The sequence below is a fragment of the Streptomyces sp. SDT5-1 genome, assembly GCF_052245995.1.
Lineage (GTDB): Bacteria > Actinomycetota > Actinomycetes > Streptomycetales > Streptomycetaceae > Streptomyces.
Genome location: NZ_CM125963.1, coordinates 6,052,621 through 6,077,417, shown reverse-complemented (window position 1 = coordinate 6,077,417; position 24,797 = coordinate 6,052,621). Strand labels below are relative to the sequence as shown.

At 68.9% G+C, this 24,797-nt stretch carries 20 protein-coding genes and 1 rRNA gene; 7 read left to right on the top strand and 14 right to left on the bottom strand.

The features are described from left to right. Positions 1 to 179: 179 nt before the first annotated feature. From ACTWJ8_RS28070 to thyX, 4 genes are all read right to left on the bottom strand, one after another. Positions 180 to 1,705: ribosomal RNA gene (locus ACTWJ8_RS28070) — 16S ribosomal RNA — on the bottom strand. Positions 1,706 to 2,200: 495 nt separating this feature from the next. Beyond that, positions 2,201 to 3,886, bottom strand: coding sequence for a ribonuclease J (locus tag ACTWJ8_RS28065; protein ID WP_443260577.1), 1,686 nt, complete (start codon positions 3,884 to 3,886; stop codon positions 2,201 to 2,203). A 147-nt stretch (positions 3,887 to 4,033) separates the two neighbouring features. Then, positions 4,034 to 4,933 carry a 4-hydroxy-tetrahydrodipicolinate synthase gene (dapA, locus tag ACTWJ8_RS28060; protein ID WP_356389429.1) on the bottom strand — a complete coding sequence of 300 codons (900 nt, stop codon included), beginning with the start codon at positions 4,931 to 4,933 and terminating at the stop codon, positions 4,034 to 4,036. Positions 4,934 to 5,132: 199 nt separating this feature from the next. Then, entirely contained in the window at positions 5,133 to 5,873 is a 741-nt protein-coding gene (gene thyX / locus ACTWJ8_RS28055; RefSeq protein WP_356389427.1) for an FAD-dependent thymidylate synthase, read from the bottom strand. Positions 5,874 to 6,093: 220 nt separating this feature from the next. Here thyX and ACTWJ8_RS28050 point away from each other — a divergent pair, with 220 nt between their 5' ends. Further along, a complete protein-coding gene (locus ACTWJ8_RS28050; RefSeq protein ID WP_443260576.1) occupies positions 6,094 to 6,333 on the top strand; it encodes a hypothetical protein in 240 nt (79 codons plus the stop codon). A gap of 106 nt (positions 6,334 to 6,439) precedes the next feature. Next, positions 6,440 to 6,994 (top strand): hypothetical protein, encoded by a 555-nt coding sequence (locus ACTWJ8_RS28045; protein ID WP_443260575.1) that lies wholly within the window; start codon positions 6,440 to 6,442, stop codon positions 6,992 to 6,994. Between the two features lie 4 nt (positions 6,995 to 6,998). On the opposite strand, the gene ACTWJ8_RS28040 is transcribed toward ACTWJ8_RS28045, so the two are convergent. From ACTWJ8_RS28040 to eccD, 6 genes are all read right to left on the bottom strand, one after another. After that, positions 6,999 to 7,451: a hypothetical protein gene (locus ACTWJ8_RS28040; protein ID WP_356389422.1), complete on the bottom strand. Its 453-nt coding sequence runs from the start codon at positions 7,449 to 7,451 to the stop codon at positions 6,999 to 7,001. 9 nt (positions 7,452 to 7,460) lie between these two features. Further along, positions 7,461 to 8,216: a 4-hydroxy-tetrahydrodipicolinate reductase gene (dapB, locus tag ACTWJ8_RS28035; protein WP_356389420.1), complete on the bottom strand. Its 756-nt coding sequence runs from the start codon at positions 8,214 to 8,216 to the stop codon at positions 7,461 to 7,463. Between the two features lie 29 nt (positions 8,217 to 8,245). After that, positions 8,246 to 9,622, bottom strand: coding sequence for a M16 family metallopeptidase (locus ACTWJ8_RS28030; protein WP_356389418.1), 1,377 nt, complete (start codon positions 9,620 to 9,622; stop codon positions 8,246 to 8,248). Then, entirely contained in the window at positions 9,619 to 11,838 is a 2,220-nt protein-coding gene (locus ACTWJ8_RS28025; protein WP_356389416.1) for a polyribonucleotide nucleotidyltransferase, read from the bottom strand. The genes ACTWJ8_RS28030 and ACTWJ8_RS28025 overlap by 4 nt, the downstream gene beginning before the upstream one ends. Before the next feature lie 292 nt (positions 11,839 to 12,130). Next, on the bottom strand, positions 12,131 to 12,418 hold the full coding sequence (gene rpsO / locus ACTWJ8_RS28020; RefSeq protein WP_356389414.1) for a 30S ribosomal protein S15: 288 nt from the start codon (positions 12,416 to 12,418) through the stop codon (positions 12,131 to 12,133). A 200-nt stretch (positions 12,419 to 12,618) separates the two neighbouring features. Further along, entirely contained in the window at positions 12,619 to 14,088 is a 1,470-nt protein-coding gene (gene eccD, locus ACTWJ8_RS28015; RefSeq protein ID WP_356389412.1) for a type VII secretion integral membrane protein EccD, read from the bottom strand. Between the two features lie 311 nt (positions 14,089 to 14,399). Here eccD and eccCa point away from each other — a divergent pair, with 311 nt between their 5' ends. The 5 genes from eccCa to ACTWJ8_RS27990 all read left to right on the top strand — a co-directional run bounded on the left by eccCa (position 14,400) and on the right by ACTWJ8_RS27990 (position 20,601). Continuing rightward, positions 14,400 to 18,341 (top strand): type VII secretion protein EccCa, encoded by a 3,942-nt coding sequence (gene eccCa, locus ACTWJ8_RS28010; RefSeq protein WP_356389410.1) that lies wholly within the window; start codon positions 14,400 to 14,402, stop codon positions 18,339 to 18,341. A gap of 107 nt (positions 18,342 to 18,448) precedes the next feature. Next, positions 18,449 to 18,721: a hypothetical protein gene (locus ACTWJ8_RS28005; RefSeq protein ID WP_356389409.1), complete on the top strand. Its 273-nt coding sequence runs from the start codon at positions 18,449 to 18,451 to the stop codon at positions 18,719 to 18,721. Positions 18,722 to 18,829: 108 nt separating this feature from the next. Then, positions 18,830 to 19,069 (top strand): hypothetical protein, encoded by a 240-nt coding sequence (locus ACTWJ8_RS28000; protein ID WP_443260574.1) that lies wholly within the window; start codon positions 18,830 to 18,832, stop codon positions 19,067 to 19,069. Continuing rightward, on the top strand, positions 19,066 to 20,088 hold the full coding sequence (locus tag ACTWJ8_RS27995) for an SUKH-4 family immunity protein (protein ID WP_443260573.1): 1,023 nt from the start codon (positions 19,066 to 19,068) through the stop codon (positions 20,086 to 20,088). The genes ACTWJ8_RS28000 and ACTWJ8_RS27995 overlap by 4 nt, the downstream gene beginning before the upstream one ends. 36 nt (positions 20,089 to 20,124) lie before the next feature. After that, positions 20,125 to 20,601 carry a hypothetical protein gene (locus ACTWJ8_RS27990; RefSeq protein ID WP_356389403.1) on the top strand — a complete coding sequence of 159 codons (477 nt, stop codon included), beginning with the start codon at positions 20,125 to 20,127 and terminating at the stop codon, positions 20,599 to 20,601. A gap of 24 nt (positions 20,602 to 20,625) precedes the next feature. Here the strand turns inward: ACTWJ8_RS27990 and ACTWJ8_RS27985 are convergent, their stop codons facing one another. From ACTWJ8_RS27985 to ACTWJ8_RS27970, 4 genes are all read right to left on the bottom strand, one after another. Continuing rightward, positions 20,626 to 20,997 (bottom strand): hypothetical protein, encoded by a 372-nt coding sequence (locus tag ACTWJ8_RS27985; protein ID WP_356389401.1) that lies wholly within the window; start codon positions 20,995 to 20,997, stop codon positions 20,626 to 20,628. 93 nt (positions 20,998 to 21,090) lie between these two features. After that, the gene (locus ACTWJ8_RS27980) at positions 21,091 to 21,660 is read right to left on the bottom strand and encodes a hypothetical protein (RefSeq protein ID WP_356389400.1); all 570 of its coding nucleotides are present in this window, start codon (positions 21,658 to 21,660) and stop codon (positions 21,091 to 21,093) included. Positions 21,661 to 21,728: 68 nt separating this feature from the next. Further along, entirely contained in the window at positions 21,729 to 21,917 is a 189-nt protein-coding gene (locus tag ACTWJ8_RS27975) for a hypothetical protein (protein WP_356389398.1), read from the bottom strand. Positions 21,918 to 22,700: 783 nt separating this feature from the next. Then, on the bottom strand, positions 22,701 to 24,716 hold the full coding sequence (locus tag ACTWJ8_RS27970) for an SUKH-4 family immunity protein (RefSeq protein ID WP_443260572.1): 2,016 nt from the start codon (positions 24,714 to 24,716) through the stop codon (positions 22,701 to 22,703). Positions 24,717 to 24,797 lie beyond the last annotated feature (81 nt).

The following is a 24,797-nucleotide window of genomic DNA, read 5'->3' as shown; positions in this document are numbered from 1 at the left end:
CAACAACGTGCCCGACACCCTCGCCACTCTCCGTTCCGTTCCACGCCGAAGCAGTACTAGGAAGTCGAGTTGACCGAGTGTGCCGAATAATCAACGTTCCACCCATGAGCAACCAGCATCAGACATTCGCTGATGTTCTGGCCTCTGGACTGCCGAAGCAGCCAAGAAGTGCTCCTTAGAAAGGAGGTGATCCAGCCGCACCTTCCGGTACGGCTACCTTGTTACGACTTCGTCCCAATCGCCAGTCCCACCTTCGACAGCTCCCTCCCACAAGGGGTTGGGCCACCGGCTTCGGGTGTTACCGACTTTCGTGACGTGACGGGCGGTGTGTACAAGGCCCGGGAACGTATTCACCGCAGCAATGCTGATCTGCGATTACTAGCAACTCCAACTTCATGGGGTCGAGTTGCAGACCCCAATCCGAACTGAGACCGACTTTTTGAGATTCGCTCCACCTTGCGGTATCGCAGCTCATTGTATCGGCCATTGTAGCACGTGTGCAGCCCAAGACATAAGGGGCATGATGACTTGACGTCGTCCCCACCTTCCTCCGAGTTGACCCCGGCGGTCTCCTGTGAGTCCCCATCACCCCGAAGGGCATGCTGGCAACACAGAACAAGGGTTGCGCTCGTTGCGGGACTTAACCCAACATCTCACGACACGAGCTGACGACAGCCATGCACCACCTGTACACCGACCACAAGGGGGACCCTGTCTCCAGGGTTTTCCGGTGTATGTCAAGCCTTGGTAAGGTTCTTCGCGTTGCGTCGAATTAAGCCACATGCTCCGCTGCTTGTGCGGGCCCCCGTCAATTCCTTTGAGTTTTAGCCTTGCGGCCGTACTCCCCAGGCGGGGCACTTAATGCGTTAGCTGCGGCACGGACAACGTGGAATGTTGCCCACACCTAGTGCCCACCGTTTACGGCGTGGACTACCAGGGTATCTAATCCTGTTCGCTCCCCACGCTTTCGCTCCTCAGCGTCAGTATCGGCCCAGAGATCCGCCTTCGCCACCGGTGTTCCTCCTGATATCTGCGCATTTCACCGCTACACCAGGAATTCCGATCTCCCCTACCGAACTCTAGCCTGCCCGTATCGACTGCAGACCCGGGGTTAAGCCCCGGGCTTTCACAACCGACGCGACAGGCCGCCTACGAGCTCTTTACGCCCAATAATTCCGGACAACGCTTGCGCCCTACGTATTACCGCGGCTGCTGGCACGTAGTTAGCCGGCGCTTCTTCTGCAGGTACCGTCACTTTCGCTTCTTCCCTGCTGAAAGAGGTTTACAACCCGAAGGCCGTCATCCCTCACGCGGCGTCGCTGCATCAGGCTTGCGCCCATTGTGCAATATTCCCCACTGCTGCCTCCCGTAGGAGTCTGGGCCGTGTCTCAGTCCCAGTGTGGCCGGTCGCCCTCTCAGGCCGGCTACCCGTCGTCGCCTTGGTGAGCCACTACCTCACCAACAAGCTGATAGGCCGCGGGCTCATCCTGCACCGCCGGAGCTTTCAACCCTTCACCATGCGGAGAAGAGTGTCATCCGGTATTAGACCCCGTTTCCAGGGCTTGTCCCAGAGTGCAGGGCAGATTGCCCACGTGTTACTCACCCGTTCGCCACTAATCCACCCCGAAGGGCTTCATCGTTCGACTTGCATGTGTTAAGCACGCCGCCAGCGTTCGTCCTGAGCCAGGATCAAACTCTCCGTGAATGTTTCCCCGTAATCGGGGTGACACCACGAGAGCGGAACAGTCGGAGGAATAATCCGACCGTTCACAGCGTCCTCGCTGTGCGCCTTCCGAAGAAGGACTTTTCAAAGGAACCTCGTCCCAGCGGATGCTGGAGACGGGGTATCAACATATCTGGCGTTGATTTTTGGCACGCTGTTGAGTTCTCAAGGAACGGACGCTTCCTTTGTACTCACCCTCTCGGGCTTTCCTCCGGGCGCTTCCCTTCGGTCTTGCTATTTTGCGTTTCCGACTCTATCAGACCGTTTTACCGGCCGATTTCCTCGGTCCCGCTCCGCTTTCCGGCCTTTCGGCTTTCCGGCGGCACCGACTTTATCAGAGATTCTGAGTCGGAATTTCCGCCCCCTCTGGGGTGTGATCCCAGGGCAGATTGCGCCGGGTTCCCCTGAAGCGGAGCCGTAAACGTACTGGAGCGGGGCGCCTCGATGCAAATCGAGGCGCCCCGCTCCTTACGTGCCTCAGACCTCCACGACGACCGGGAGGATCATCGGGCGCCGGCGGTAGGTGTCGGAGACCCACTTGCCCAGCGTGCGGCGGATGAGCTGCTGCAGCTGGTGGGGCTCGACGACGCCGTCCTGGGCCGACTTCTCCAGGACGTCCTGGATCTTCGGGATGACGGCGTGGAACGCCGAGTCCTCGATGCCGGAGCCGCGGGCCTGGATGTTCGGGCCGCTGGTGATCTTGCCGGTGCTGGAGTCCACCACCACGAAGACCGAGATGATGCCCTCGTCGCCGAGGATCTTGCGGTCCTTGAGCGCGGGCTCGCCGACGTCGCCGACCGAGAGGCCGTCCACGTAGACGTAACCGGCCTGGACCTTGCCGGAGATCTTGGCCTTGCCGTCGACGAGGTCGACGACGACGCCGTCCTCGGCGATGACGATCCGGTCGTGCGGGACGCCGGTGAGGGCGCCGAGCTCCGCGTTGGCGCGCAGGTGGCGCCATTCGCCGTGGACCGGCATCAGGTTCTTCGGCTTGCAGATGTTGTAGAAGTACAGGAGCTCGCCCGCGGACGCGTGGCCCGAGACGTGCACCTTGGCGTTGCCCTTGTGGACGACGTTCGCGCCCCAGCGGGTCAGGCCGTTGATCACGCGGTAGACCGCGTTCTCGTTTCCGGGGATCAGCGACGACGCCAGGATCACCGTGTCGCCGGAGACGATCCGGATCTGGTGGTCGCGGTTGGCCATGCGGGACAGCGCCGCCATCGGCTCGCCCTGGGAGCCCGTGCAGACGAGGACGACCTCGTCGTCGGGGAGGTCGTCGAGCGTCTTGACGTCCACGACCAGGCCCGCGGGGACCTTCAGGTAGCCGAGGTCGCGGGCGATGCCCATGTTGCGGACCATCGAGCGGCCGACGAAGGCGACCCGGCGGCCGTACTCGTGCGCGGCGTCCAGGATCTGCTGGATGCGGTGCACGTGGCTGGCGAAGGACGCGACGATGATGCGCTTCTGGGCGCCGGCGAAGACGCCGCGGATCACGTTCGAGATGTCGCGCTCGGGCGGGACGAAGCCCGGGACCTCGGCGTTCGTCGAGTCGGTGAGGAGCAGGTCGATGCCCTCCTCGCCGAGCCGCGCGAACGTCGGCAGGTCGGTCAGGCGACGGTCCAGCGGGAGCTGGTCCATCTTGAAGTCGCCGGTGTGCACCGCCATGCCCGCGGGGGTGCGGATGGCGACGGCCAGCGCGTCGGGGATCGAGTGGTTGACCGCGATGAACTCGCAGTCGAACGGGCCGAGCCGCTCGCGCTCGCCCTCGGACACCTCGAGGGTGTACGGGCGGATGCGGTGCTCCTGGAGCTTCGCCTCGATCAGCGCGAGGGTCAGCTTGGAGCCGATCAGCGGGATGTCCGGCTTCTCGCGCAGGAGATACGGGACGGCACCGATGTGGTCCTCGTGGCCGTGCGTGAGGACGATGCCCTCGATGTCGTCGAGACGGTCCCTGATGGACGTGAAGTCCGGCAGGATCAAGTCGATTCCGGGCTGCTCCTCCTCGGGGAAGAGCACTCCGCAGTCGACGATCAGCAGACGGCCTCCGTACTCGAAGACGGTCATGTTGCGCCCGATCTCGCCGAGGCCGCCGAGCGGGGTGACGCGCAGGCCGCCCTTCGGGAGCTTCGGCGGGGCGCCGAGTTCAGGATGCGGATGACTCAAAAGACTCTCCTCAACCACACGCGCCACGTACCTGTAGGCACGTGGCGCGCATGACGTTCGTGCAGTAGCAGTTGTGGTGGTTCCGGGGTCGTGCTCTTCAGTTGGTGATTCTGTTCATTCAGTTGTGAGGCTTTGCCAAGTCTGTGATCAGAGTTGTACCCCGCCGGCGGCAAGATCGATCTTGAGCTGGGCCGTTTCTTCGGGGGTGAGTTCCACGAGAGGCAGGCGCAGCGGTCCGGCGGGGACGCCCTGGAGGCCGAGCGCGGCCTTCGTCGTGATGACGCCCTGGGTGCGGAACATGCCGGTGAAGACCGGGAGCAGCTTCTGGTGGATCTCGGTCGCCTTGGTCACGTCGCCGGCGGAGAAGGCGTCGAGCATGGCGCGCAGCTCGGGCGCGACCAGGTGGCCGACGACCGAGACGAAGCCGCAGGCGCCGACGGAGAGCAGCGGCAGGTTGAGCATGTCGTCGCCGGAGTACCAGGCGAGGCCCGAGCGGGCGATCGCCCAGGAGGCGCGGCCGAGGTCGCCCTTGGCGTCCTTGTTGGCGACGATGCGCGGGTGCTCGGCGAGCCGGACGATGGTGTCCGTGTTGATCGGTACGCCGCTGCGGCCCGGGATGTCGTACAGCATCACGGGCAGTTCGGTCGCGTCGGCGATCGCTGTGAAGTGGCGGAGCAGGCCCTCCTGCGGGGGCTTGTTGTAGTACGGCGTCACGGTGAGCAGGCCGTGCGCGCCGGCCTGCTGGGCCTCGCGGGCGAGCTCGATGCTGTGGCGCGTGTCGTTGGTGCCGACGCCCGCGACGACGTGCGCGCGGTCACCGACGGCCTCGACGACGGCTCGTACGAGATCCGCTTTCTCCGCGTTGCTGGTGGTCGGGGACTCGCCGGTGGTGCCGTTGACGACCAGGCCGTCATTGCCTGCTGCCACCAGATGGGCGGCGAGCTGCTGCGCGCCGTCGAGGTCGAGTGCGCCGTCCGCCGTGAAGGGCGTGACCATGGCGGTGAGGACCCTCCCGAAGGGGGTCTGCGGAGTCGAGGTCGGAGCCATGGGTAACACGCTACTCGCTGCTCAGTACCGGGTCCCCCCTCGGGGGATGCGACAAGTCGGAACAAAGGCGGAGCCCGGCACTGCCTGCTCGGGGGTTCAAGCAGTGCCGGGTCCGTTTGATCAGGCTAGATGAACTTTTGGAAATGCCGCAATACGGACACTTCGGTCGAGTGTCCGTACATGTGTGCCGGTGCCAGGACTACGGCGCGACCCGCCCGTTGGCATTGAACGCCGCGTACGTCAGCGGCATGAGCTTCGCCCACTCCGCCTCCATCTTCTCGCCGACCATCTCGATCTCCCGCTGCGGGAAGGACGGCACCTTGGCCAGCTCGTGCTGCGTGCGCAGGCCGAGGAAGTGCATCAGCGAGCGCGCGTTGCACGTCGCGTACATCGACGAGAACAGGCCGACCGGAAGCACAGCGCGAGCCACCTCGCGGGCGACACCCGCGGCCAGCATCTCCTGGTACGCCTCGTACGCCTGGCGGTACGAGTCCTCCATCACGCGGCCCGTCAGCTCCTGCTGCGCCTGCGTGCCCTCGACGAACTGGTACTTGCCGGGGCGGCCCTCCTGGACCAGCTTCCGCTCGGCGTCCGGGACGTAGAACGTCGGCTGGAGCTCCCTGTAGCGACCGGATTCCTCGTTGTACGACCAGCCCACGCGGTGCCGCATGAACTCGCGGAAGACGAAGATCGGGGCGCTGATCAGGAACGTCATCGAGTTGTGCTCGAAGGGGCTGCCGTGCCGGTCCCGCATCAGGTAGTTGATGAGGCCCTTGGAGCGCTCGGGGTCCTTCGACAGCTCGTCGATCGACTGCTCGCCGACCGTGGAGACGCGGGCCGCGAACAGCACGTCCGAGTCGCTCGCGGTGTGCTTCACCAGCTCGACGGTGACGTCGCCGCGGAACGTCGGCTTGAGGTCTTCAGCTGGGGTTTCGGTCATGCTGCCGGGGTCCTTCCGATCACTGTCTCCAGGGCGGCGCCCACTCTACGGGCCGCCACTGACAACAGGGCATTCGCTCGCTCTCGCGCCGATCTCAGGCGAACGGGAGCGAAGTTTGGTGAATTTGGCGAAACAGGGCACCCTTTGAAGCGATCGCTCGTCTGTGTAGATGAACACACTTTGTTCGAGCATCTTGAGTCGCTTGAGGAGAAGCAGTCCCATGTTCCGTCGGCGCGAGCCCGTACCGTTCGCCTTCATCGCCGAAGCCGACAAGTTCCGCAGCAACGTCACACCGCCCGCCCCCGAGCGTCCCTCACCCGGCCAGATCGCCGGTCGCGCGCTCGTCGGCCTCACCGTCGTGGCCGGTCTCGTGGGCTCCCTGCTGATCGGGATGCCGGCGCTGTCGATCGACCAGACCACGCAGCACACCCAGCAGTCGGAGGCCTCCGACGGTCGCTGACCGGAGGCACACCCCTCCGGCCCCCCTGGGGTGGAAGGGCGGTGCGGCCCCGGATAGCCTCACCGGGCACAGCCCCCATACCGCGTGGACCGAGTGAGGACCCGTCGTGCCCCTGCCCTTCCTGACGGCCGACCGTGCTTTGGACGAGGCGGCGGACATCCCGCTGCCCTTCGACGACCGCGACCAGTGGCGCCGCCCGTACCGCCCGGGCCCGTACCGGGTGGGCGCGGCCGCGGTGCTGCTGCTCCTGGCGTCGTACGTGCTGTTCGCCTCGGTGATCATCGCCGTCGCGGGCGACACGTCCGCCGCGACGATCTGCGGCGTCCTCGCGGTGCTGATCATCGCCGCGGCGCTGCGGCTGCTGCGGATGGGCACCTGGGTGAGCGCGCGCGGGCTGCGGCACGTCGGCTTCTTCGTCACCCGGACCGCTCCGTGGGACCGGGTCGTCACCGCGCGTACGGTGCAGCAGCCCGTGCGCTGGCTCGGGCTGCCCCGCACCGTGCAGGGGCAGGCCCTGGTCCTCGTACAGCGGGATCAGCAGGGGGATCACACGACGCTGCTCACGAGCCACAGCGCGGACTTCCTCGGGCGGGCCACGGCCTTCGACCGGGCCGCCGACACCGTCGAGGTGTGGGCCGAGGAGTACCGGCCGCGCCGCTGAGCCGTCAGGCGCCGATCGAGCGGCCCTCGTGGAGGGCGATCGCGCGCTGCATCGCCTTCCGCGCGCGCGGGGTGTCCCGCGCGTCCCGGTAGGCGACCGCGAGCCGGAACCAGCAGCGCCAGTCGCCCGGCGCGTCCTCGGTCTCGGCCTTGCGGCGCGCGAAGACCTCGTCGGCCGAGTCGCGGTCGATCCGGCCGTACTGGTCGCGCCGCAGCTCGTCGACGGGCAGACCGCCCTCCGACTCCAGGAGTTCGGCGAGCCGGTTCGCCTTGGTGACGAACCGGGTGTTCGCCCACAGGAACCACACGCCGATCAGCGGCAGGATCAGCACCGCGACACCGAAGGTGATCGTCAGTGCCGTGCCCTGCCTCAGAAGCATGACGCCGCGGTCGCCGGCCAGGACGAAGTAGAAGACCAGGACGACGGCCGTGACGGCATACGTGATTTTCGCGCGCATCGCAGCAGGTCAGCCGTTCAGGTCGAGGAAGTGTTCCAGGCCGAAGGTGAGGCCGGGGTGCGTCGTGACCTTGCGGGCGCCGAGCAGGATGCCGGGCATGAAGCTGCTGTGGTGCAGCGAGTCGTGCCGGATCGTCAGCGTCTCGCCCTCGCCGCCGAGCAGCACCTCCTGGTGCGCCAGGAGGCCGCGCAGGCGCACCGAGTGCACCGGGATGCCGTCGACGTCCGCGCCGCGCGCCCCGTCGAGCGCGGTGGCCGTGGCGTCGGGCTGCGGCGCGCTGCCGGCCTTCTCGCGGGCCGCGGCGATCAGCTGGGCGGTGCGGCCGGCCGTGCCGGACGGGGCGTCGACCTTCTTCGGGTGGTGCAGCTCGATGACCTCGACGGACTCGAAGTACGGCGCCGCCGCCTCCGCGAACTTCATGGTCAGGACCGCGCCGATGGAGAAGTTCGGGGCGATGAGCACGCCCGTCTCCGGGGAGTTCGCGAGCCACTCGTTCAGCTGCGCGAGGCGCTCGTCGGTCCAGCCGGTGGTGCCGACGACGGCGTGGATCCCGTGGCGTACGCAGAACTCCAGGTTCTCCATCACCGAGTCTGGCGTCGTCAGCTCGACGGCCACCTGGGCGCCGGACTCGACGAGGACGTCCAGCTTGTCGCCCCGGCCGAGGGCCGCGACCAGCTCCATGTCCTCGGCCGCCTCGACGGCCCGTACGGCCTCGGAACCGATGCGGCCCTTGGCTCCGAGAACCGCCACGCGCAGCTTGCTCATGATCTCCGTCATCCTTCAGTGAGGGGCGCTTACGCGACCGCTTCTTGCAGGCGCGACGCCTGCTTGTCCTTGATCGGGCCGATGACCGACAGGGACGGCCGCTGTCCCAGGATGTCGCGTGCGACCGCGCGCACCTCGTCCGGGGTCACCGCCGAGATCCGGTCGAGCATCGCGTCGACCGACAGCTGCTCGCCCCAGCACAGCTCGCTCTTGCCGATGCGGTGCATGAGCGCCCCGGTGTCCTCGAGCCCGAGGACCGTGGAGCCGCGGAGCTGGCCGATGGCGCGGTCGATCTCGTCGTCGCTGATGCCGTGCTCGGCGACGTGGTCGAGCTCCTCGCGGCAGATCTTCAGCACGTCCTGCACCTGGCTGGGCCGACAGCCGGCGTAGACGCCGAACAGTCCGCAGTCGGCGAAGCCCGAGGTGTACGAGTACACGCTGTACGACAGGCCGCGCTTCTCCCTGACCTCTTGGAAGAGGCGGGAGGACATGCCGCCGCCGAGGGCCGTGTTGAGCACGCCCATCGCCCAGCGGCGCTCGTCGGTGCGGGAGAGGCCCGGCATGCCGAGGATGACGTGCGCTTGCTCCGTCTTGCGGTTGACGAGCTCCATGCGCCCCGCGGTGCGCAGCGTCCTGCGGCCGGCGCGCGGGCCCAGGGGCGCGGCGCCGGTGGCGTCGAAGCCGGCCTTCTCGAAGGCGGCGCGGACCTGGCGGACGACCTTGTTGTGGTCGACGTTGCCCGCCGCGGCGACGACGAGGTGCGTCGGGTCGTAGTGCTTCTTGTAGAAGCGCGAGATCTGGCCGCGGCCCAGCGCGTTGATCGTGTCGACCGAGCCGAGGACCGGGCGGCCGAGCGGGGTGTCGCCGAGCATGGTGTGCGCGAACAGGTCGTGCACGCAGTCGCCCGCGTCGTCCTCCGTCATCGCGATCTCTTCGAGGATCACGCCGCGCTCCGCGTCGACGTCCTCCTCCTCGATGAGCGAGCCGGTCAGCATGTCGCAGACCACGTCGATCGCAAGGGGCAGGTCGGTGTCGAGCACGCGCGCGTAGTAGCAGGTGAACTCCTTGCCGGTGAAGGCGTTCATCTCGCCGCCGACCGCGTCGATCGCGGCCGAGATGTCGAGCGCGCTGCGCTTCTTGGTGCCCTTGAAGAGCAGGTGCTCGAGGTAGTGCGTCGCGCCGTTCAGCGTCGGCGTCTCGTCGCGCGAGCCGACGTGTGCCCAGATGCCGAAGGTGGCCGAGCGGACCGAGGGGAGGGTCTCGGTGACGATGCGCAGGCCGTTCGGCAGCGTCGTCTTGCGGACCGTACCGATGCCGTTCGCGCCCTTGATGAGGGTTTGGGTACGGGCGACGGCCCGCCCCTCCGAAGAGGTGCGGGCCGTCGTCCTGGTGCTACGGGACGTCACTTGTCGGCGTCGTCCTTCTTCGCCTCGTCGCCGTCCTCGCCCTCGATCACGGGGATGAGGGAGAGCTTGCCGCGGGAGTCGATCTCGGCGATCTCGACCTGGACCTTCTGGCCCACACCGAGGACGTCCTCGACGTTCTCCACGCGCTTGCCGCCGGCGAGCTTGCGGATCTGCGAGATGTGCAGCAGACCGTCCTTGCCCGGGAGCAGCGACACGAACGCGCCGAAGGTCGTCGTCTTCACGACGGTGCCCAGGTAGCGCTCGCCGACCTCCGGCATGGTCGGGTTGGCGATGCCGTTGATCGTGGCGCGGGCGGCCTCGGCGGCCGGGCCGTCGGCGGCACCGATGTAGATGGTGCCGTCGTCCTCGATCGTGATGTCGGCGCCGGTGTCCTCCTGGATCTGGTTGATCATCTTGCCCTTCGGGCCGATGACCTCACCGATCTTGTCGACCGGGATCTTGACCGTGATGATCCGCGGCGCGTTCGGGGACATCTCGTCCGGGACGTCGATCGCTTCCATCATCACGTCGAGGATGTGGAGGCGGGCGTCCTTGGCCTGCTTGAGGGCGGCGGCCAGGACGGAGGCCGGGATGCCGTCGAGCTTCGTGTCCAGCTGGAGGGCCGTCACGAAGTCCTTCGTACCGGCGACCTTGAAGTCCATGTCACCGAAGGCGTCCTCGGCACCGAGGATGTCGGTCAGGGCGACGTAGTGCGTCTCGCCCTTGATCTCCTGGGAGATCAGGCCCATGGCGATACCGGCGACGGGGGCCTTCAGCGGCACACCGGCGTTCAGCAGCGACATGGTGGAGGCGCAGACCGAGCCCATGGACGTCGAGCCGTTCGAGCCCAGCGCCTCGGAGACCTGGCGGATCGCGTAGGGGAACTCCTCGCGCGTCGGCAGGACCGGCACGATCGCGCGCTCGGCGAGCGCGCCGTGGCCGATCTCGCGGCGCTTCGGGGAGCCCACGCGGCCCGTCTCACCGACGGAGTAGGGCGGGAAGTTGTAGTTGTGCATGTAGCGCTTGCGGGTCACCGGGGAGAGGGTGTCCAGCTGCTGCTCCATGCGGAGCATGTTGAGGGTGGTGACGCCCAGGATCTGGGTCTCGCCACGCTCGAACAGCGCCGAGCCGTGCACGCGCGGGATGGCCTCGACCTCGGCGGCCAGGGTGCGGATGTCGGTGACACCGCGGCCGTCGATGCGCTTCTTCTCCTTGATGACGCGCTCACGGACCAGGGACTTGGTCAGCGAGCGGTACGCGGCGGAGATCTCCTTCTCGCGGCCCTCGAACTCCGGGAGGAGCTTCTCGGCGGCGAGACCCTTGACGCGGTCCAGCTCGGCCTCGCGCTCCTGCTTGCCCGCGATGGTGAGGGCGGCGGAGAGCTCGGTCTTGACGGCGGCCGTGAGGGCCTCGAGCACGTCGTCCTGGTAGTCCAGGAAGATCGGGAACTCGGCGGTCGGCTTGGCGGCCTTCGCGGCGAGGTCCGACTGGGCCTTGCACAGCACCTTGATGAAGGGCTTGGCGGCCTCGAGACCGGCGGCGACGACCTCCTCGGTCGGCGCCTCGGCGCCGCCCTCGACCAGCTTGATGGTCTTCTCGGTGGCCTCGGCCTCGACCATCATGATCGCGACGTCGCCGTCCTCGAGGACGCGACCGGCGACCACCATGTCGAAGACGGCGTCCTCGAGCTCGGTGTGCGTCGGGAAGGCGACCCACTGGCCGTTGATCAGCGCGACGCGGACGCCGCCGACCGGGCCGGAGAAGGGCAGGCCGGCCAGCTGCGTGGACGCGGACGCGGCGTTGATCGCCACGACGTCGTACAGGTGGTCGGGGTTGAGCGCCATGACCGTGGCGACGACCTGGATCTCGTTGCGCAGGCCCTTCTTGAAGGACGGGCGCAGCGGGCGGTCGATGAGGCGGCAGGTGAGGATGGCGTCCTCGGAGGGGCGACCCTCACGGCGGAAGAAGCTGCCGGGGATCTTGCCCGCGGCGTACTGCCGCTCCTCGACGTCCACCGTCAGGGGGAAGAAGTCGAGCTGGTCCTTGGGGCTCTTCGAGGCCGAGGTGGCCGACAGCACCATCGTGTCGTCGTCGAGGTAGGCGACGGCGGAGCCGGCGGCCTGGCGGGCCAGGCGGCCCGTCTCGAAGCGGATGGTGCGGGTGCCGAAGGAGCCGTTGTCGATGACGGCCTCGGCGTAGTGGGTCTCGTTCTCCACTAGCGATCTCTCCGTTTGCTTTCGTCTGATGCGTCTTTTGTCCCGCTCGGCCCGTGTGGCCGGGGGACGGTACGGAGAAGCGCGCCTTGGGTGCGGGCCGGTCTTCGATCGAAGCTCCCGGGGATCCTCTTGCGTCTCCGGGGGCCACTACCGAGGACCGGCGGCGGCGAGAGGGCGCTTCCCCTCGTATGCGTAGTCGTACGTCACCAGACTACAAAGCGTCAGTGACAGTGCGCACGTACGGCAAAGGGAGCGGCTCCCACAATCGGGAACCGCCCCCTCTCACAGCGTCTTATCGGGCGCCGGCCGCACCGCGGCGGATGCCGAGGCGCTCGACCAGCGTACGGAAGCGCTGGATGTCCTTCTTGGCCAGGTACTGCAGCAGGCGGCGACGCTGGCCGACCAGGATCAGCAGACCACGACGCGAGTGGTGGTCGTGCTTGTGCGTCTTGAGGTGCTCGGTCAGGTCCGAGATGCGGCGGGAAAGCAGCGCGACCTGGACCTCGGGGGAGCCGGTGTCGCCCTCCTTGGTGCCGAACTCGGTCATGATCTGCTTCTTCGTAGCGGCGTCGAGAGACACGCGTACTCCTCGTAGTGTTCATCGTGGCCACCGAGTGCCCCTGGTCTACATCTCAGGGGAGCTTCCGTGACTCGGGAGGCGGGGCTCGCTGGGCGCTGCTCCCAGCTGCTGCCGGGGGCGCGTACACAAACGGCCGTGGAACAGGGTACCAGCCGGCAGGCAGGCACCCCGACCACGGCCGTGGGCCGCTCGGTCCGCGGTCAGCTGACCATGCTGCGGACCTGCGTGTAGAGGCCGAGCACCGCGAGGCACAGCGGTACGAGGGTCAGCAGCACGAAGCCGTCGAACAGGTCGAGCATGCGACCCCAGAACGGGGAGACACCCTTGCGCGGCACCGACAGGCCGACGATGACGAGCAGCGCCGCTCCCCCGCCGATCGCGGCGGCGAACCAGAGGATGTGGATGTTCAGCGGCGCGCTGTCGCCCTGCATGAAGCTCTGCAGGAGGGAGGCCGGGGTGTTCAGGGTCACACCGAGGATGAGCAGACCGAGGATCACCAGGCCGCCCACGACCAGGGACGCGACCTGCGCGGTGTAGTCGAACAGACGGGCGCGCAGCATGACGGCGATGCCGGAGGCCAGGGCGAGCAGCTGGGCCCAGACGTTGTCGGAGAAGCCGAGCACCACGCCGGCGCAGCCGACGGCGAGCGCCGCGCAGCCGATGACGAGGCCGAGGAGCAGCTCGTGGCCGCGGCGGACCTGGGCGCCGATGCGGCCGAAGTCGATGTTCTCCTCCTCGTCGCGACCGTAGTCACGCCCCTGGGCGATCTGGTCGGGCGAGCGGTATCCGATGGGGAGCCGGGCGGAACGGGCGGACATGCCGGGCAGCCAGGAGATGGCGATGATCGCGACGACGCCGGTGACGGAGGCGACCTCGCTCGGCGAGGCCTCCGTGAGCAGCGCGCCGAACGCGGCGAGGGCGCCGACGGCCGAGCACAGGGACGACGCGACGAACACGGCGTCGCCGTGCGGCAGCAGCACCACGAGGAGCGCGGAGGCGATCAGCACCACGACGCAGCCGGACAGCAGCTGGAGCCGGCCGGGGCCCGACCCCGCGTCGGCCCCGAAGACGCCGGAGCCGGCGATGAGCAGGTGCGGCAGGGCGGCGAGACCGAGCGACGTGGACGCGGCCCGGTCGTCGTACACCCGCGCGCGGACCACGGAGAGCGCCACCAGGAGGACGCCGACGACGCCGGCGATGATGCCGGGCAGGCTGTGCATGTCGCGGTCGACCGGGTTCGCGAACCAGAGCGCGAACGCCATGAGCGTCAGCAGCAGGACACCCGCGCCGAGGCCGACGACGGTCATCAGGCCGTCGCTCCAGCGGCGCCGGTCGCGGCGGACCGCCGAGGCCACCGCGTCGGACACGTCGTCGAACACCGCGGCGGGCAGCGACTCGGCGAACGGGCGCAGCAGCAGCACGTCGCCGTCGAGGACCCGCTGGTCGGCGAGCGAGCGGCCGGCGTCGAGGACGGTGCCGTCCCGGCGGACCAGGTGGTACCCGGTCGGGGCGCCCTCGGCCTGGCTCTGCCCGGAGAGCTGGAGGATCTCCGGGTAGATGTCGGCAAGGGCGGCGTCTTCGGGCAGGGCCACATCGATACGTGCGTCCGGTGCGGCGACGGTGACCCGGCAGAAGCCGGTTCCGCCCCCGGCAAGAGCTGTGGTGCTCACCTCGCGGTTCCCCCTAATGTCATGACTTGGCGTGGTACTTGATGTGGTATCGGTGCGGCGGCGCGACCTCCGGACGGCGTCACGCGCGGGGCGACAGCGTAGCGTCCACAAAGCCTCCTCACCCCATGGGCCCCGCGAGTTGGGATGAGTCAGTAGGATCACCGGGCACGCCGAGAGCTGCGCCGTATGCGCCGCGGACTCGGCCTGGGGGAACCGCCAGTAACGGGGGCGGTCCGACATGTCCCGATGTGCACGACATCTCGTGCGCGCTGAACTGATCGACGACTGAAGATTTAAGGACTGGTGCCTCGGTGAGCGTGGTCATCGTCAAGCGACCGCCTCGGGTGTTGCCACCCGATGTGCCGACGGACGAGGTGCGTCTCGAACCCCCGCCGGAGCTGGCACGGGCTGAAGACCAGAACCTGATGATGAGCCTGCTGCCCATGCTGGGCATGGGCACGTCCTCGGCGTTCTTCTTCACCTCCGGCCAGTCGATCATGAAGATCATGGGTGGCGTCATGATCGCCTCCACTCTGGCCATGGCGCTCGCGCAGCTGATCAAGGCGCGGCAGGGCGGCGGGGCCGAGATGGCCCAGGAACGCCAGGACTACCTCAAGTACTTGACCCAGATCCGGCGTGACGTGCGCAAGACGGCACGCATGCAGCGCGACGGGCAGTACTTCCTGCACCCCAACCCGGAGCAGCTCTGGGCGCTCGTCGCCGAGGGCCGCCGGGTGTGGGAACGGCGCTCAAGCGACTCGGACTTCACGCAGGTCCGCCTCGGGCTCGGCCCGCAGCAGCTGGCAACTCCCCTGATGGCGCCGGAAACCGCGCCGCTGGACGAGCTGGAACCGCTCACCGCGCACGCGATGAAGTCGTTCCTGGAGACGCACGGCACGCTCGACGCGCTGCCGCTCGCGGTGTCGCTGCGCTCCTTCTACCACGTGAGCGTGTCCGGCGATCCGGACACCACGTACGGCGCCGCGCGCGCCATGATCGCCCAACTCTGCACGCTGCACTCCCCCGAGGACCTGCGCGTCGCCGTGGTGGCCTCGCCCGGTGCGATGGCCGAGTGGGAGTGGACGAAGTGGCTGCCGCACGTGCAGCACAGCTCCACCGACGGCGCCGGATCGCAGCGCGTCATCGTGGGCGACCTCGGCGAGGTCGAGGAGATGCTCGCCGACGAGCTGGAGGGCCGCGGCCGGTTCAACCCGCAGGGCCCGCCCGTCGTCGACCAGCCGCACCTGGTGGTCGTCATGGACGGCGGCGGCATCCCCGACGAGTCGCTGATCGCGGGCGCCGAGGGTCTTCAGGGCGTCACCATCATCGAGGTGGTCCCCGGTGTCGTGGAGGAGCTGCGCGGCTCGCTGTCCGTGCAGGTCCAGCCGGGCGAACTGCTGCTCGAGTCGCAGGGCGGCACGCAGTACACCGGCGTCTGCGACACCCTGTCGCTCACCGAGGCCGAGGCGCTCGCCCGCCAGCTCGCGCCGCTGCGCGCCGGTTCGGCCGACGGCGACGAACCGCTCCTCGCCAACCTGGACTTCACCGAGCTCATGGGCATCGGCGACGCGGGTTCGGTGGACGTCGGGCGCACCTGGCGGCCCCGCACCCTGCACGAGCGGCTGCGTGTGCCGCTCGGTGTCGACCGCGACGGCCAGCCCGTCATGCTCGACATCAAGGAGGCCTCCCAGGAGGGCATGGGCCCGCACGGCCTGTGCGTCGGCGCCACCGGTTCCGGTAAGTCCGAGGTGCTCCGCACGCTCGTGCTCGCCCTCTCGGTGACGCACTCCTCGGAGACGCTGAACTTCATCCTCGCGGACTTCAAGGGCGGCGCGACCTTCGCGGGCATGTCCGAACTCCCGCACGTCGCCGCCGTGATCACCAACCTGGCCGACGACCTCACGCTGATCGACCGCATGCGCGACTCGATCACCGGTGAGCTCCAGCGCCGCCAGGAGCTGCTCCGCTCCGCGGGCAACTACGCGAACATCACCGACTACGAGAAGGCCCGCGCGGCCGGCGCCCCGCTGGACCCGCTGCCCTCCCTCGTCATGGTGCTCGACGAGTTCTCCGAGCTCCTCACCGCGCGGCCCGACTTCATCGACATGTTCATCCAGATCGGCCGCATCGGCCGATCCATGGGTGTGCACATGCTGCTCGCCTCGCAGCGCCTCGAAGAGGGCAAGCTGCGCGGCCTGGACACCTTCCTGTCGTACCGCATCGGTCTGCGTACGTTCTCGGCCGCCGAGTCCCGTACGGCGATCGGTGTCCCCGACGCGTACCACCTGCCGAACGTCCCCGGCTCGGGCATCCTCAAGTACGACACCGAGACGATGATCCAGTTCAAGGCGGCCTACGTCGGTGGCGTGTACCGCGCCGGCGGTTCCGGTGGCGGCGGTTCGCGCACCCACCGGCAGCCGGTGCTCTTCACGGCCGCGCCGGTCGCCGAGCAGATCATCCACGAGCCGGAGCCCGAGGTCGTGCCCGACCAGGTGGACGACGCGCTCGCGGACACCGTCCTCGACGTGATCGTGGCCCGCATGGTCGGCCAGGGCCCGCCCGCCCACCAGGTGTGGCTGCCGCCGCTGGAGGAGTCCCCCTCGGTGGACTCGCTGCTGCCCCCGCTGTCGGCGACGGCGGAGCGCGGTCTGCACGCGCCGGACTACCCGGCGCTCGGCAAGCTCGTCGTGCCGATGGCCCTCGTCGACAAGCCGTTCGAGCAGCGGCGCGACATCCAGTACCTGGACTTCTCCGGTTCGGCCGGTCACGGTCTCGTGGTCGGTGGTCCGCAGTCCGGCAAGTCGACGCTGATCCGTTCGGTCATGACGTCGTTCGCGCTCACCCACACCCCGTCCGAAGTGCAGTTCTACTGCCTGGACTTCGGTGGCGGCGGCATGCTCGCGATGGAGGGGCTGCCGCACGTCGGCGGCGTCGCGTCGCGCCTCGACTCCGAGAAGGTGCGCCGTACGGTCGCCGAGGTGCGCGGCATCCTCAACGAGCGCGAGGAGTTCTTCCGCGCCAACAACATCGACTCCATCGGCACGTACCGGTCCCGGCGCGCCGCGGGCCAGTACCCGGACCAGCGGTGGGGCGACGTCTTCCTCATCATCGACGGCTGGGCCGCGTTCAAGACCGACTACGAGCAGCTGGACCCGGTCATCCTCGACCTGGCGTCGCGCGGTCTCGGCTTCGGTGTCCACCTCATCATCGGCTCCGCCCGCTACACCGAGGTCAGGCCCGCCCTGCGCGACCAGCTCCTCAACCGTGTGGAGCTCAAGCTCGGTGACCCGATGGAGTCGGAGTTCGACCGCAAGAAGATGGAGGCCGTGCCGCTCGGCATGCCCGGTCGCGGTCTGACGCCCGACAAGCTCAACTCGCTGTCGGCGCTCCCCCGCATCGACGCCGCCTCCGACGTGTCGACGCTCGGCCAGGCCATCGAGCACATGGTGTCGTCGATCTCCGAGCACTGGCAGGGCCCGGCGGCCCCGCCGGTGCGGATGCTGCCGACCAAGCTGCACATCAGCGAGGTCCCCAAGGGCAACGACTTCCCGGAGCGCGGTATCGCGATCGGTGTCGACGAGACGACGCTCTCGCCGTCGTTCATCGACTTCGAGAACGACCCGCTGATGGTGGTCTACGGCGAGTCCGAGTCCGGCAAGTCCGCGGTCCTGCGCATGGTCGCCAAGCAGATCTCCGAGCGGTACGCGACCGACAAGGCGCTCATCGTGGTGGGCGACTACCGGCGCGCGCACCTGGGCGAGATGCCCGACTCGCACGTCTACAAGTACTGCGCTTCGGGTCCGCAGCTCCAGGAGGTCATCACGGGCCTCGCCGGTTCCATGGGCCGCCGTATGCCCGGCCCGGACGTCACTCCGGAGCAGCTGCGCAACCGCTCCTGGTACGACCTTCCGGACGCGTTCGTCATCGTCGACGACTACGACCTGGTGGCCACCAGCTCCGGCAACCCGCTCAACCCGCTGCTCGAGTACCTGCCGTTCGCCCGCGACCTGGGCCTGCGCATCATCGTGGCGCGCTCGTCCTCGGGTGCGGCGCGGCAGTCCTTCGAGCCGGTCATGCAGCGCATGAAGGAGCTCGGCGCGACGGGTCTGATCCTGTCCGGCGACCCGGCGGAGGGCCAGATCTTCGGCCCGCTCAAGCCGCAGAAGCTGCCGCCCGGCCGAGGCATGCTCGTCACCCGCAAGGGCGGCGCGCAGCTCGTGCAGACGGCGTGGCTGCCGATGCGCAGCAGCTGACGCACGGAGTGCTCGCGTCCGTGTGACCTGTGTACGGTACGGCGCCGGGGTTCGGTTTCATCCGATCCCCGGCGCCGTTCGCGCAATACGACCGGAGGAGACGGAAGTTGACCACCGCACCGCGCACCGCCGACGAGGCGCTCGCGATCGCCCGGACGACGTTCCAGCCGCTGTGCGCGGACGGGACGCCGGCGACGCTCAACGTCCAGGAGTTCGACCTGGGCTTCCTGATCTACGCCACGTTCCCGCCGACCGAGCCGCCCTCCTACGGCGGCAGCCACCTCGTGATCTCGAAGACGGACGGCTCGACGATGTACGTCCCGAACTTCCCGCCGGACTCGGCGATCAGCCTGTACCGGCGGACGGTCGGACAGGGCTAGGCGGGCTTCTCCGCCGGGTTGTCAGTGGGCCGCACTAGACTTTGTCGGCAGTGATCAGCACGCTGGTGGGACGGGCGTGCGCCACGCGAATTCCGGGGGAGACGGGGCATGGGGGAACACGAGGGGACGGGCGGTGCGGGCGGTCACGCCGCCCACGAGCCGCATCCGTTGATCGGCGGCCGGGGTGCCGCGCTGCGGGATCTTGCCGCGGCGTTCGACCAGGACGGGCTGTCCGAGTACGCGCAGGTCCTTCGGGCCCGCCCCGAGTTCTCCGAGCAGGGCGGTCGACTAGCCTCGACACCTTCCCCGACCGTCCCCCACCCCCGTCCGATGGAGACCCAGCCGTGACCACGCACGACCAGGACGAACGGCACGCAGCGCAGTCGGACGGCGGCGGCACCCCCGCGGCCACCGGCCCCGGCAACACCGCGGTGTTCACGTACGTCGACCCGCGCACCGGCGAGGAGACGTACCTGACGCGCGTCTCGGCCCCGGGCCTGCCGCACGTCGAGTACCAGGGGTGGGCGGACCTGCGCGCCGCGGAGGTGCCCGCGAGCAACGTGGTGGCGGTCCACACGGACCTCAGCCCCAGTTCCCTGCCGGGCGGCTACACGCTGAACGCGCTCAGGGCCGGTTTCCCGAACGCGGCGCTCTCCTCCAGCCACCCGTACGGCGCGGACCCGGCCGAGCGGGCCGAGGGGGTCGCCGCGCTGACGGCGCAGGTGGAGTCGATGGCGCGGCTGGCGGGCCAGGCGCCGCCGCCGCGCCCGCACCGCATACCGCTGCCCGCACCGCCGACCTCCGCACCGACGCTGCCCGCCGAACTCCCGGGGAACCTCCCGGTGCAGCGCTACGAGGCGGAACTGCTCGCCTCGGCCGCGCTCCCCGACTCCGCGCGCACAGCTCTGCAGAGCCCTGGCCTCCCGGCCGACGTCCGCTTCTTCTTCACGGCGGACCGGCCGGAGAACGCGCCGCGCGGCGGCCTCTTCGTGGACGCGGCGACGCACCTGCGCGAGCTCGGGGCCGAGCTGTCCCCCGCTGCCGCCGACATCCTCGCCGGGCACACCCGCATCGGCACGGACGGCCAGTACGTGATCACGGTGCAGCAGGAGGCCGGCACCGTATGGGCGGCCAACCCGGCGACGGGCAGCGGCCGTTACGTCAACGCGTCGGTGGCCGCCCTCGCGCACTGCCTGGCCACGCTCGCCGCCACGCGCGACCTCATGCTGGGCATGAACCCGTACGAGGCGGGGTCGACGGTCGCCGACCTCCAGGCCCGCCTCCTCGCGCTCGACCCCACGTGCTTCGACGACGCCGGCAACTGGTGGTCGGTCGTCGTCGAGCAGATGTGGCACGGCCTGTTCTGACCCGCTGACCACCCGCCCGTTCCGAGAGGAGTCCCGATGCCCCGCGAAGGATTCGGTACCAATACGACGTCCCTGGCCCGGGAAGGCACGAACTTCCAGGACCTCGGCGCCGCGTTCGCCCGGGCGGCCGCCTCGCTCCAGAACGGCCTGGCCTCCGTCAACGCCTGCGCCCCCACCAGCGGCGAGGCTCCGGCCCCGCAGAAGGGCCAGGTCGACGGCTTCGTCCAGGGCCTGACCAGCTTCGCCGACAAGGCGGACATGCCGCCGTGGGGCGACGACGAGATCGGCGAGAAGTTCGGCATCGCCTACGAAGGCCTGCAGACCGGCATGTTCGAGTCGATGCAGCACCTCGCGCAGGAGCTGACGAACATCGGCGGCGCGCTCGGCGCGATGGCCAAGAACCACGACGAGAACGAGTCCTTCAACGAGGAACTCATCCGCCAGGAGAAGAACGACATCAACTTCGCCGCGGGCAACGGCGGGACGATCTCCAGCATGCACAAGATGACGTGACGGACGGGGCCGGTCCTGGCCTGGTCAGAAGGCCTGCCCCACCCCGATGACCAGAAGCGATCCGACCATCACCCACAGCCCCTGACGGCCCATGCCGCCCGCCCCGCGCACGGCGAGCCAGAGCGCGCCGCAGGCGCCGAGGACACCGAGACCGTTGGCCCCGATCGCCACCGCACCTGCGCTGCCGACGGCCTGCCCGACGAGCGCGGCGACGGCGGCGAGGAGGAAGACGGCGGCACAGACGATCCCCCGCCGCCGTTCGCTCCGCTCGAGCCCCGCGACCCGCTCCCGCTCCTCGGCGAGCGCGCGCTCCTCCGGCGGAAGCTCGGTCTCCCACTTCCGCGAGAAGTCCGCCTCCCACTGCAGACCGCTGCTGTCTCCACCCGTACGTGTCATGCCCGCGACCCTAGCCGACGAGGGGGTGGGGGCTCATCCTGAGCCGGGTGGGGCCCAGGTAGAGACGATTGTCGGGCACCCTTGGCGGGGCCTCTAGGGCTCGTAGTGATCGGCGAGACTCTCGGTGGCGGCCTCCCAGAAATGCGCTCCACCGACATCGTCCGGCAGCGCCCCGACGAACTCACCGAGCTCCTCGAGCCCCGTCTCCAGCGCCTCCGCCCGCTCGTCGTCGTCCTCGATGCCGTCGGCCTGATCCAGATCCCGTACGACGGCGGCGAGCAGCGCGACGGCGGCGCCGGCATGCGCGGCGGAGGCGAACTCGCGCGCGGAGGCCATGCCGGAGGCGTGGTCCCAGCCGTTGGGGTCGTAGACCGCGATCTCGCCGCTCGGCATCTCCATCAGGTGGTACTCGCTGCCGTACACGCCGATGCAGTCGCAGGACTCGGGAACCTCGTCATCCTTGCCATAGTGCCCGGCGAAGATCTCGGCGGGCTCGGGGCTCCACCCGACGTCGCCGCCCTTCCCCTGATAGCCACCGCCCTCGATGTCGATCCGCGGAAACAAGGTCCCCACCTCACCGGTGCAGGCCTCCACCCACTCCTTGGTGGGGGTGCGGAGGTGGGCGATGACGGCGTCGGGGGCGGACAGGGTGGGAAGGGACACGGGGGCTCCGTTCCGAGGTCGTTGACGGTTGGGCTTCGTTGATTCAGACGTGGCGGGGCGCACGCCGGTTACAGCACTTCTTGAAGACACTCAGTCCACCAGCTGTACGCGGCATGCGGGGTGAAATCGCGGAGGCTGCCCTCCAATGTGCTGCGCAGGCCGAAGACTTCGCTCCGGGTGTACGCCATCGGGAAGTGGCCGCCGATGGCGGCCCAGGTGGTGACGAGGCGAACGAAGACGTCCAGATTCTCTGCCACGAGATGAGGGGCCTGGTAGTCGACGTTCCACTTGCCCCTGTGCCACTCGGGGCCCAGTCGTCGCCGGGGGCATCTCGGTATGGACGCGACGGGCGTGGCTACGATCCACGGTGGCCGCCAGTTCATCTCGCCGCGACCAGTCACCGAACCACACGCGACCGCCGTCGTCGGAGCGCGAGACCTCCGGGGCGTCCAGGGGCAGTTCCAGGTCGCCGCCGTTGAGGAGACGGGACAGGTGCCGCCACACCTCGACGGTGGCCGCGGACGACTGCGCGAGGTGAGCGCCTGGAGCGCCCACTCCCGCAGTTGGGTCGGAGGAACGCTCGTCGAGCCGCCGCTGGGGCGTCTCGGCCTCCAGCCTCGGCCGGGACACGAACCACCGGTCGCACCAGCCCACTTCCACAACAGTCAACGCGCGCGCCCGACGATCTCGCGTTGCAGGCAGTCAAGCACGGCCTGCGGGCAGCCGTACGCGCCCGCCCGAGCCAGTGTCTGCCCCTGAGCGGCGAGCACGACCGGAGGCCGTCGCCCCCGCCGACACCACGCGCTCCAGCCCTTCGCGCGCCTGTTGCAGCAGTTCGCGCGCGTTGAGTCCCGTGGCGTCGACCCATACGGCCCGGGGCAGCAGCGCCCGCGACCGCCGGAGGACCTCCGTACGCCCCTAGCCGGGAGACCCCATCAGCTCGGCGACGAACGACTCGTCGCCTTGCTGTCACGCCGCAATCCGCTCGGCGGCCGCGTCCACGATGACGCTCTCGCGAATGGCCTCGTTCACCTCACCCGTCACCTCGGCGCCGAGGCATCGAGTTCGTCGAGGAGCGTCGCGTAGTCCTCGGACTCGTACTCGAGATCCTCGAAAATTCCCTCCCAGGCAGGCGAATCCGCTGCGAGGGGATCCAGAGCCGCGAACCACGCCGGGACACTGTCGGACAGGACCTCCGACTCCAGCTCCGAGCTCGTCAGCGACGTGCTCAGGACCAGGTGGTCGAGGAGGACCAGCGCCAACAGTCGCGGCAGGCTGCTCGCCACCGGCACCAGCTCACCGTCGTCGACGACATGGACCACGCCGCTCGATCCGTCGAGGTACAGCGTCCAGGACGCCAGTTGACCGAGCCCTTCGACCATCCCCGGATGATCAGGGGATGGAGTCAGCGGCTGCTGTTCCAGGTCGGGGGCGTACAAGCCACCGATGACACGGGTGTGCGGCCAGCCGATCTCGGTGAGGAACCGGCGGGACGGCTCGTGGGTCAAGAGGTCGGGCACGGAGGCGGGCGCGATCGGACGGCACGCTCCCTCGCGGAAGGCGTCGGCACGTTCCAGGCGGTCGCGGGTGACCTCGTCATCCGTACGAGGGATGTCGGCGGGGAGCGGCCAGAGGGCGGCGCTGGTGAGCGGGCCCGGGAGGAAGAGTTCCGTCCAGGGGCTTCGGCTCCGAGGAAGCGACTCGACGGCCTTCGGGTCGACGAGCGCGGCGAACTGGCCCCCGTACCCGGCGAAGGCCCACAGTTCGGCGCCGTCCGCGTCCCGGGACAGGCGCACGGCTTGGCGGACCGCTTCGGGCATCCTGGGCACATCCGTTGCGGGCTCACGCGGGGACCGCTGCCATGCGCCGCGATGGTTGGAGGCGTAGGAGACCTCGGCGGCGGGATGCCCCGCGCTCCGCTTCGGCCACGCGCTGACGACCCGGGTGGGGCCGTCGACCGGCCGGCCCGTCCACGCATCCCGGCGCCACCGCTCGTACACGTATCGCACGGCGCCACCGCTGTCGGCCGCGGTCTCGCCCGGCGACGCCTCTGCGGTCTCACGCCACTCCGCCACCAGCGGGCGACCATCGGCGTCAGCGTCGGCTCGTATCTCCTGCACACCCACACGCCCCGGATACGCCACGAGTGGGCCGCCCGGCAGCCGCCAACGCGACCAGATCGTGCGCCACGGCAGCGGTGCCGTCACCGCCCCGACCAGCGCGTCCGCCATCGCGCGATCCCCCCGCGAGACAGCGGCATGGTGCAGCCACGCGACCCACTCCCCCTGGGTTCCCGGCCGCACGCCTTGGGCGTGCAGGAAGTGCACGTCAGCGGCGGTGCCGCCGCCGGGGACACCATTTGGATACGCCGTCGCCAGGGCGGACCACAGTCCGTACCAGTGGACAGTGGCAAGGAGAGCGGGCTCGCGCAACAGGCCCTCGATGTCGTCTGCGAGCGCCACGTGCGTTGGGAGGGCCCATGTCGTGTAGAGGGTGTCCGGCCGGCGTGCGTGGAGTTCCAACAGGGCGGTGGTGATGGCCTGTTGAGCGGCCACGGGTATGGGGTGGGAGGCGCGGATCAGACGATGCGCGGCACGGTTGACGAACCGCACCGTTTCCAGTCCGGAGCCGTCGTCAGGAGCTTCGAGCACGAGGACTTCGGGCCAGGCATTCGCCAACGCCCGCAGTGTTGAGACAGGCACTTCGCGATCAAGTACGGCCTGAGCAACGCACTGCCAGACCGCAAGACTTACCGCGTCGCGCTCCAGTGCCCCTGTGGCTGCGACAAGTGTCTCGACTACCACCGGCGCAACATCTGTAACCGTCGGCACACGAACGACAGGGGCGAGTTCGGCCTCGGCAATCACAACGCGCGTCTGCAGACCAAACTCCCGCTGCACCGCCAAAGGGACGGACTCCGCGATCCGTGCCGGCTCGGTCGTGGTGAACAGTGGACCAGCATGGTCAACGTTCACCAACTCGGCGACGTCCTGCACCCTTTCGTCCGAGGCAGCCACAACGCCCGCCACAGCAGACAACACTTCGTCGGCCGTCAACCCCGAACAATCGATACGCACAGACACTCCTTGTTGCGAGCGGTGGGGCTCGCATCATACGTACCCGCACCACCGTCCCGG

What these genes read in the sequence shown, in the direction of transcription:
- ACTWJ8_RS28040 (WP_356389422.1), bottom strand. Translation starts at nt 7,451, where the DNA reads ATGCGCGCGAAAATCACGTATGCCGTCACGGCCGTCGTCCTGGTCTTC.
- ACTWJ8_RS28000 (WP_443260574.1), top strand. Translation starts at nt 18,830, where the DNA reads ATGGGGGAACACGAGGGGACGGGCGGTGCGGGCGGTCACGCCGCCCAC.
- dapA (WP_356389429.1), bottom strand. Translation starts at nt 4,933, where the DNA reads ATGGCTCCGACCTCGACTCCGCAGACCCCCTTCGGGAGGGTCCTCACC.
- ACTWJ8_RS27990 (WP_356389403.1), top strand. Translation starts at nt 20,125, where the DNA reads ATGCCCCGCGAAGGATTCGGTACCAATACGACGTCCCTGGCCCGGGAA.
- ACTWJ8_RS28050 (WP_443260576.1), top strand. Translation starts at nt 6,094, where the DNA reads ATGTTCCGTCGGCGCGAGCCCGTACCGTTCGCCTTCATCGCCGAAGCC.
- ACTWJ8_RS27985 (WP_356389401.1), bottom strand. Translation starts at nt 20,997, where the DNA reads ATGACACGTACGGGTGGAGACAGCAGCGGTCTGCAGTGGGAGGCGGAC.
- dapB (WP_356389420.1), bottom strand. Translation starts at nt 8,216, where the DNA reads ATGAGCAAGCTGCGCGTGGCGGTTCTCGGAGCCAAGGGCCGCATCGGT.
- thyX (WP_356389427.1), bottom strand. Translation starts at nt 5,873, where the DNA reads ATGACCGAAACCCCAGCTGAAGACCTCAAGCCGACGTTCCGCGGCGAC.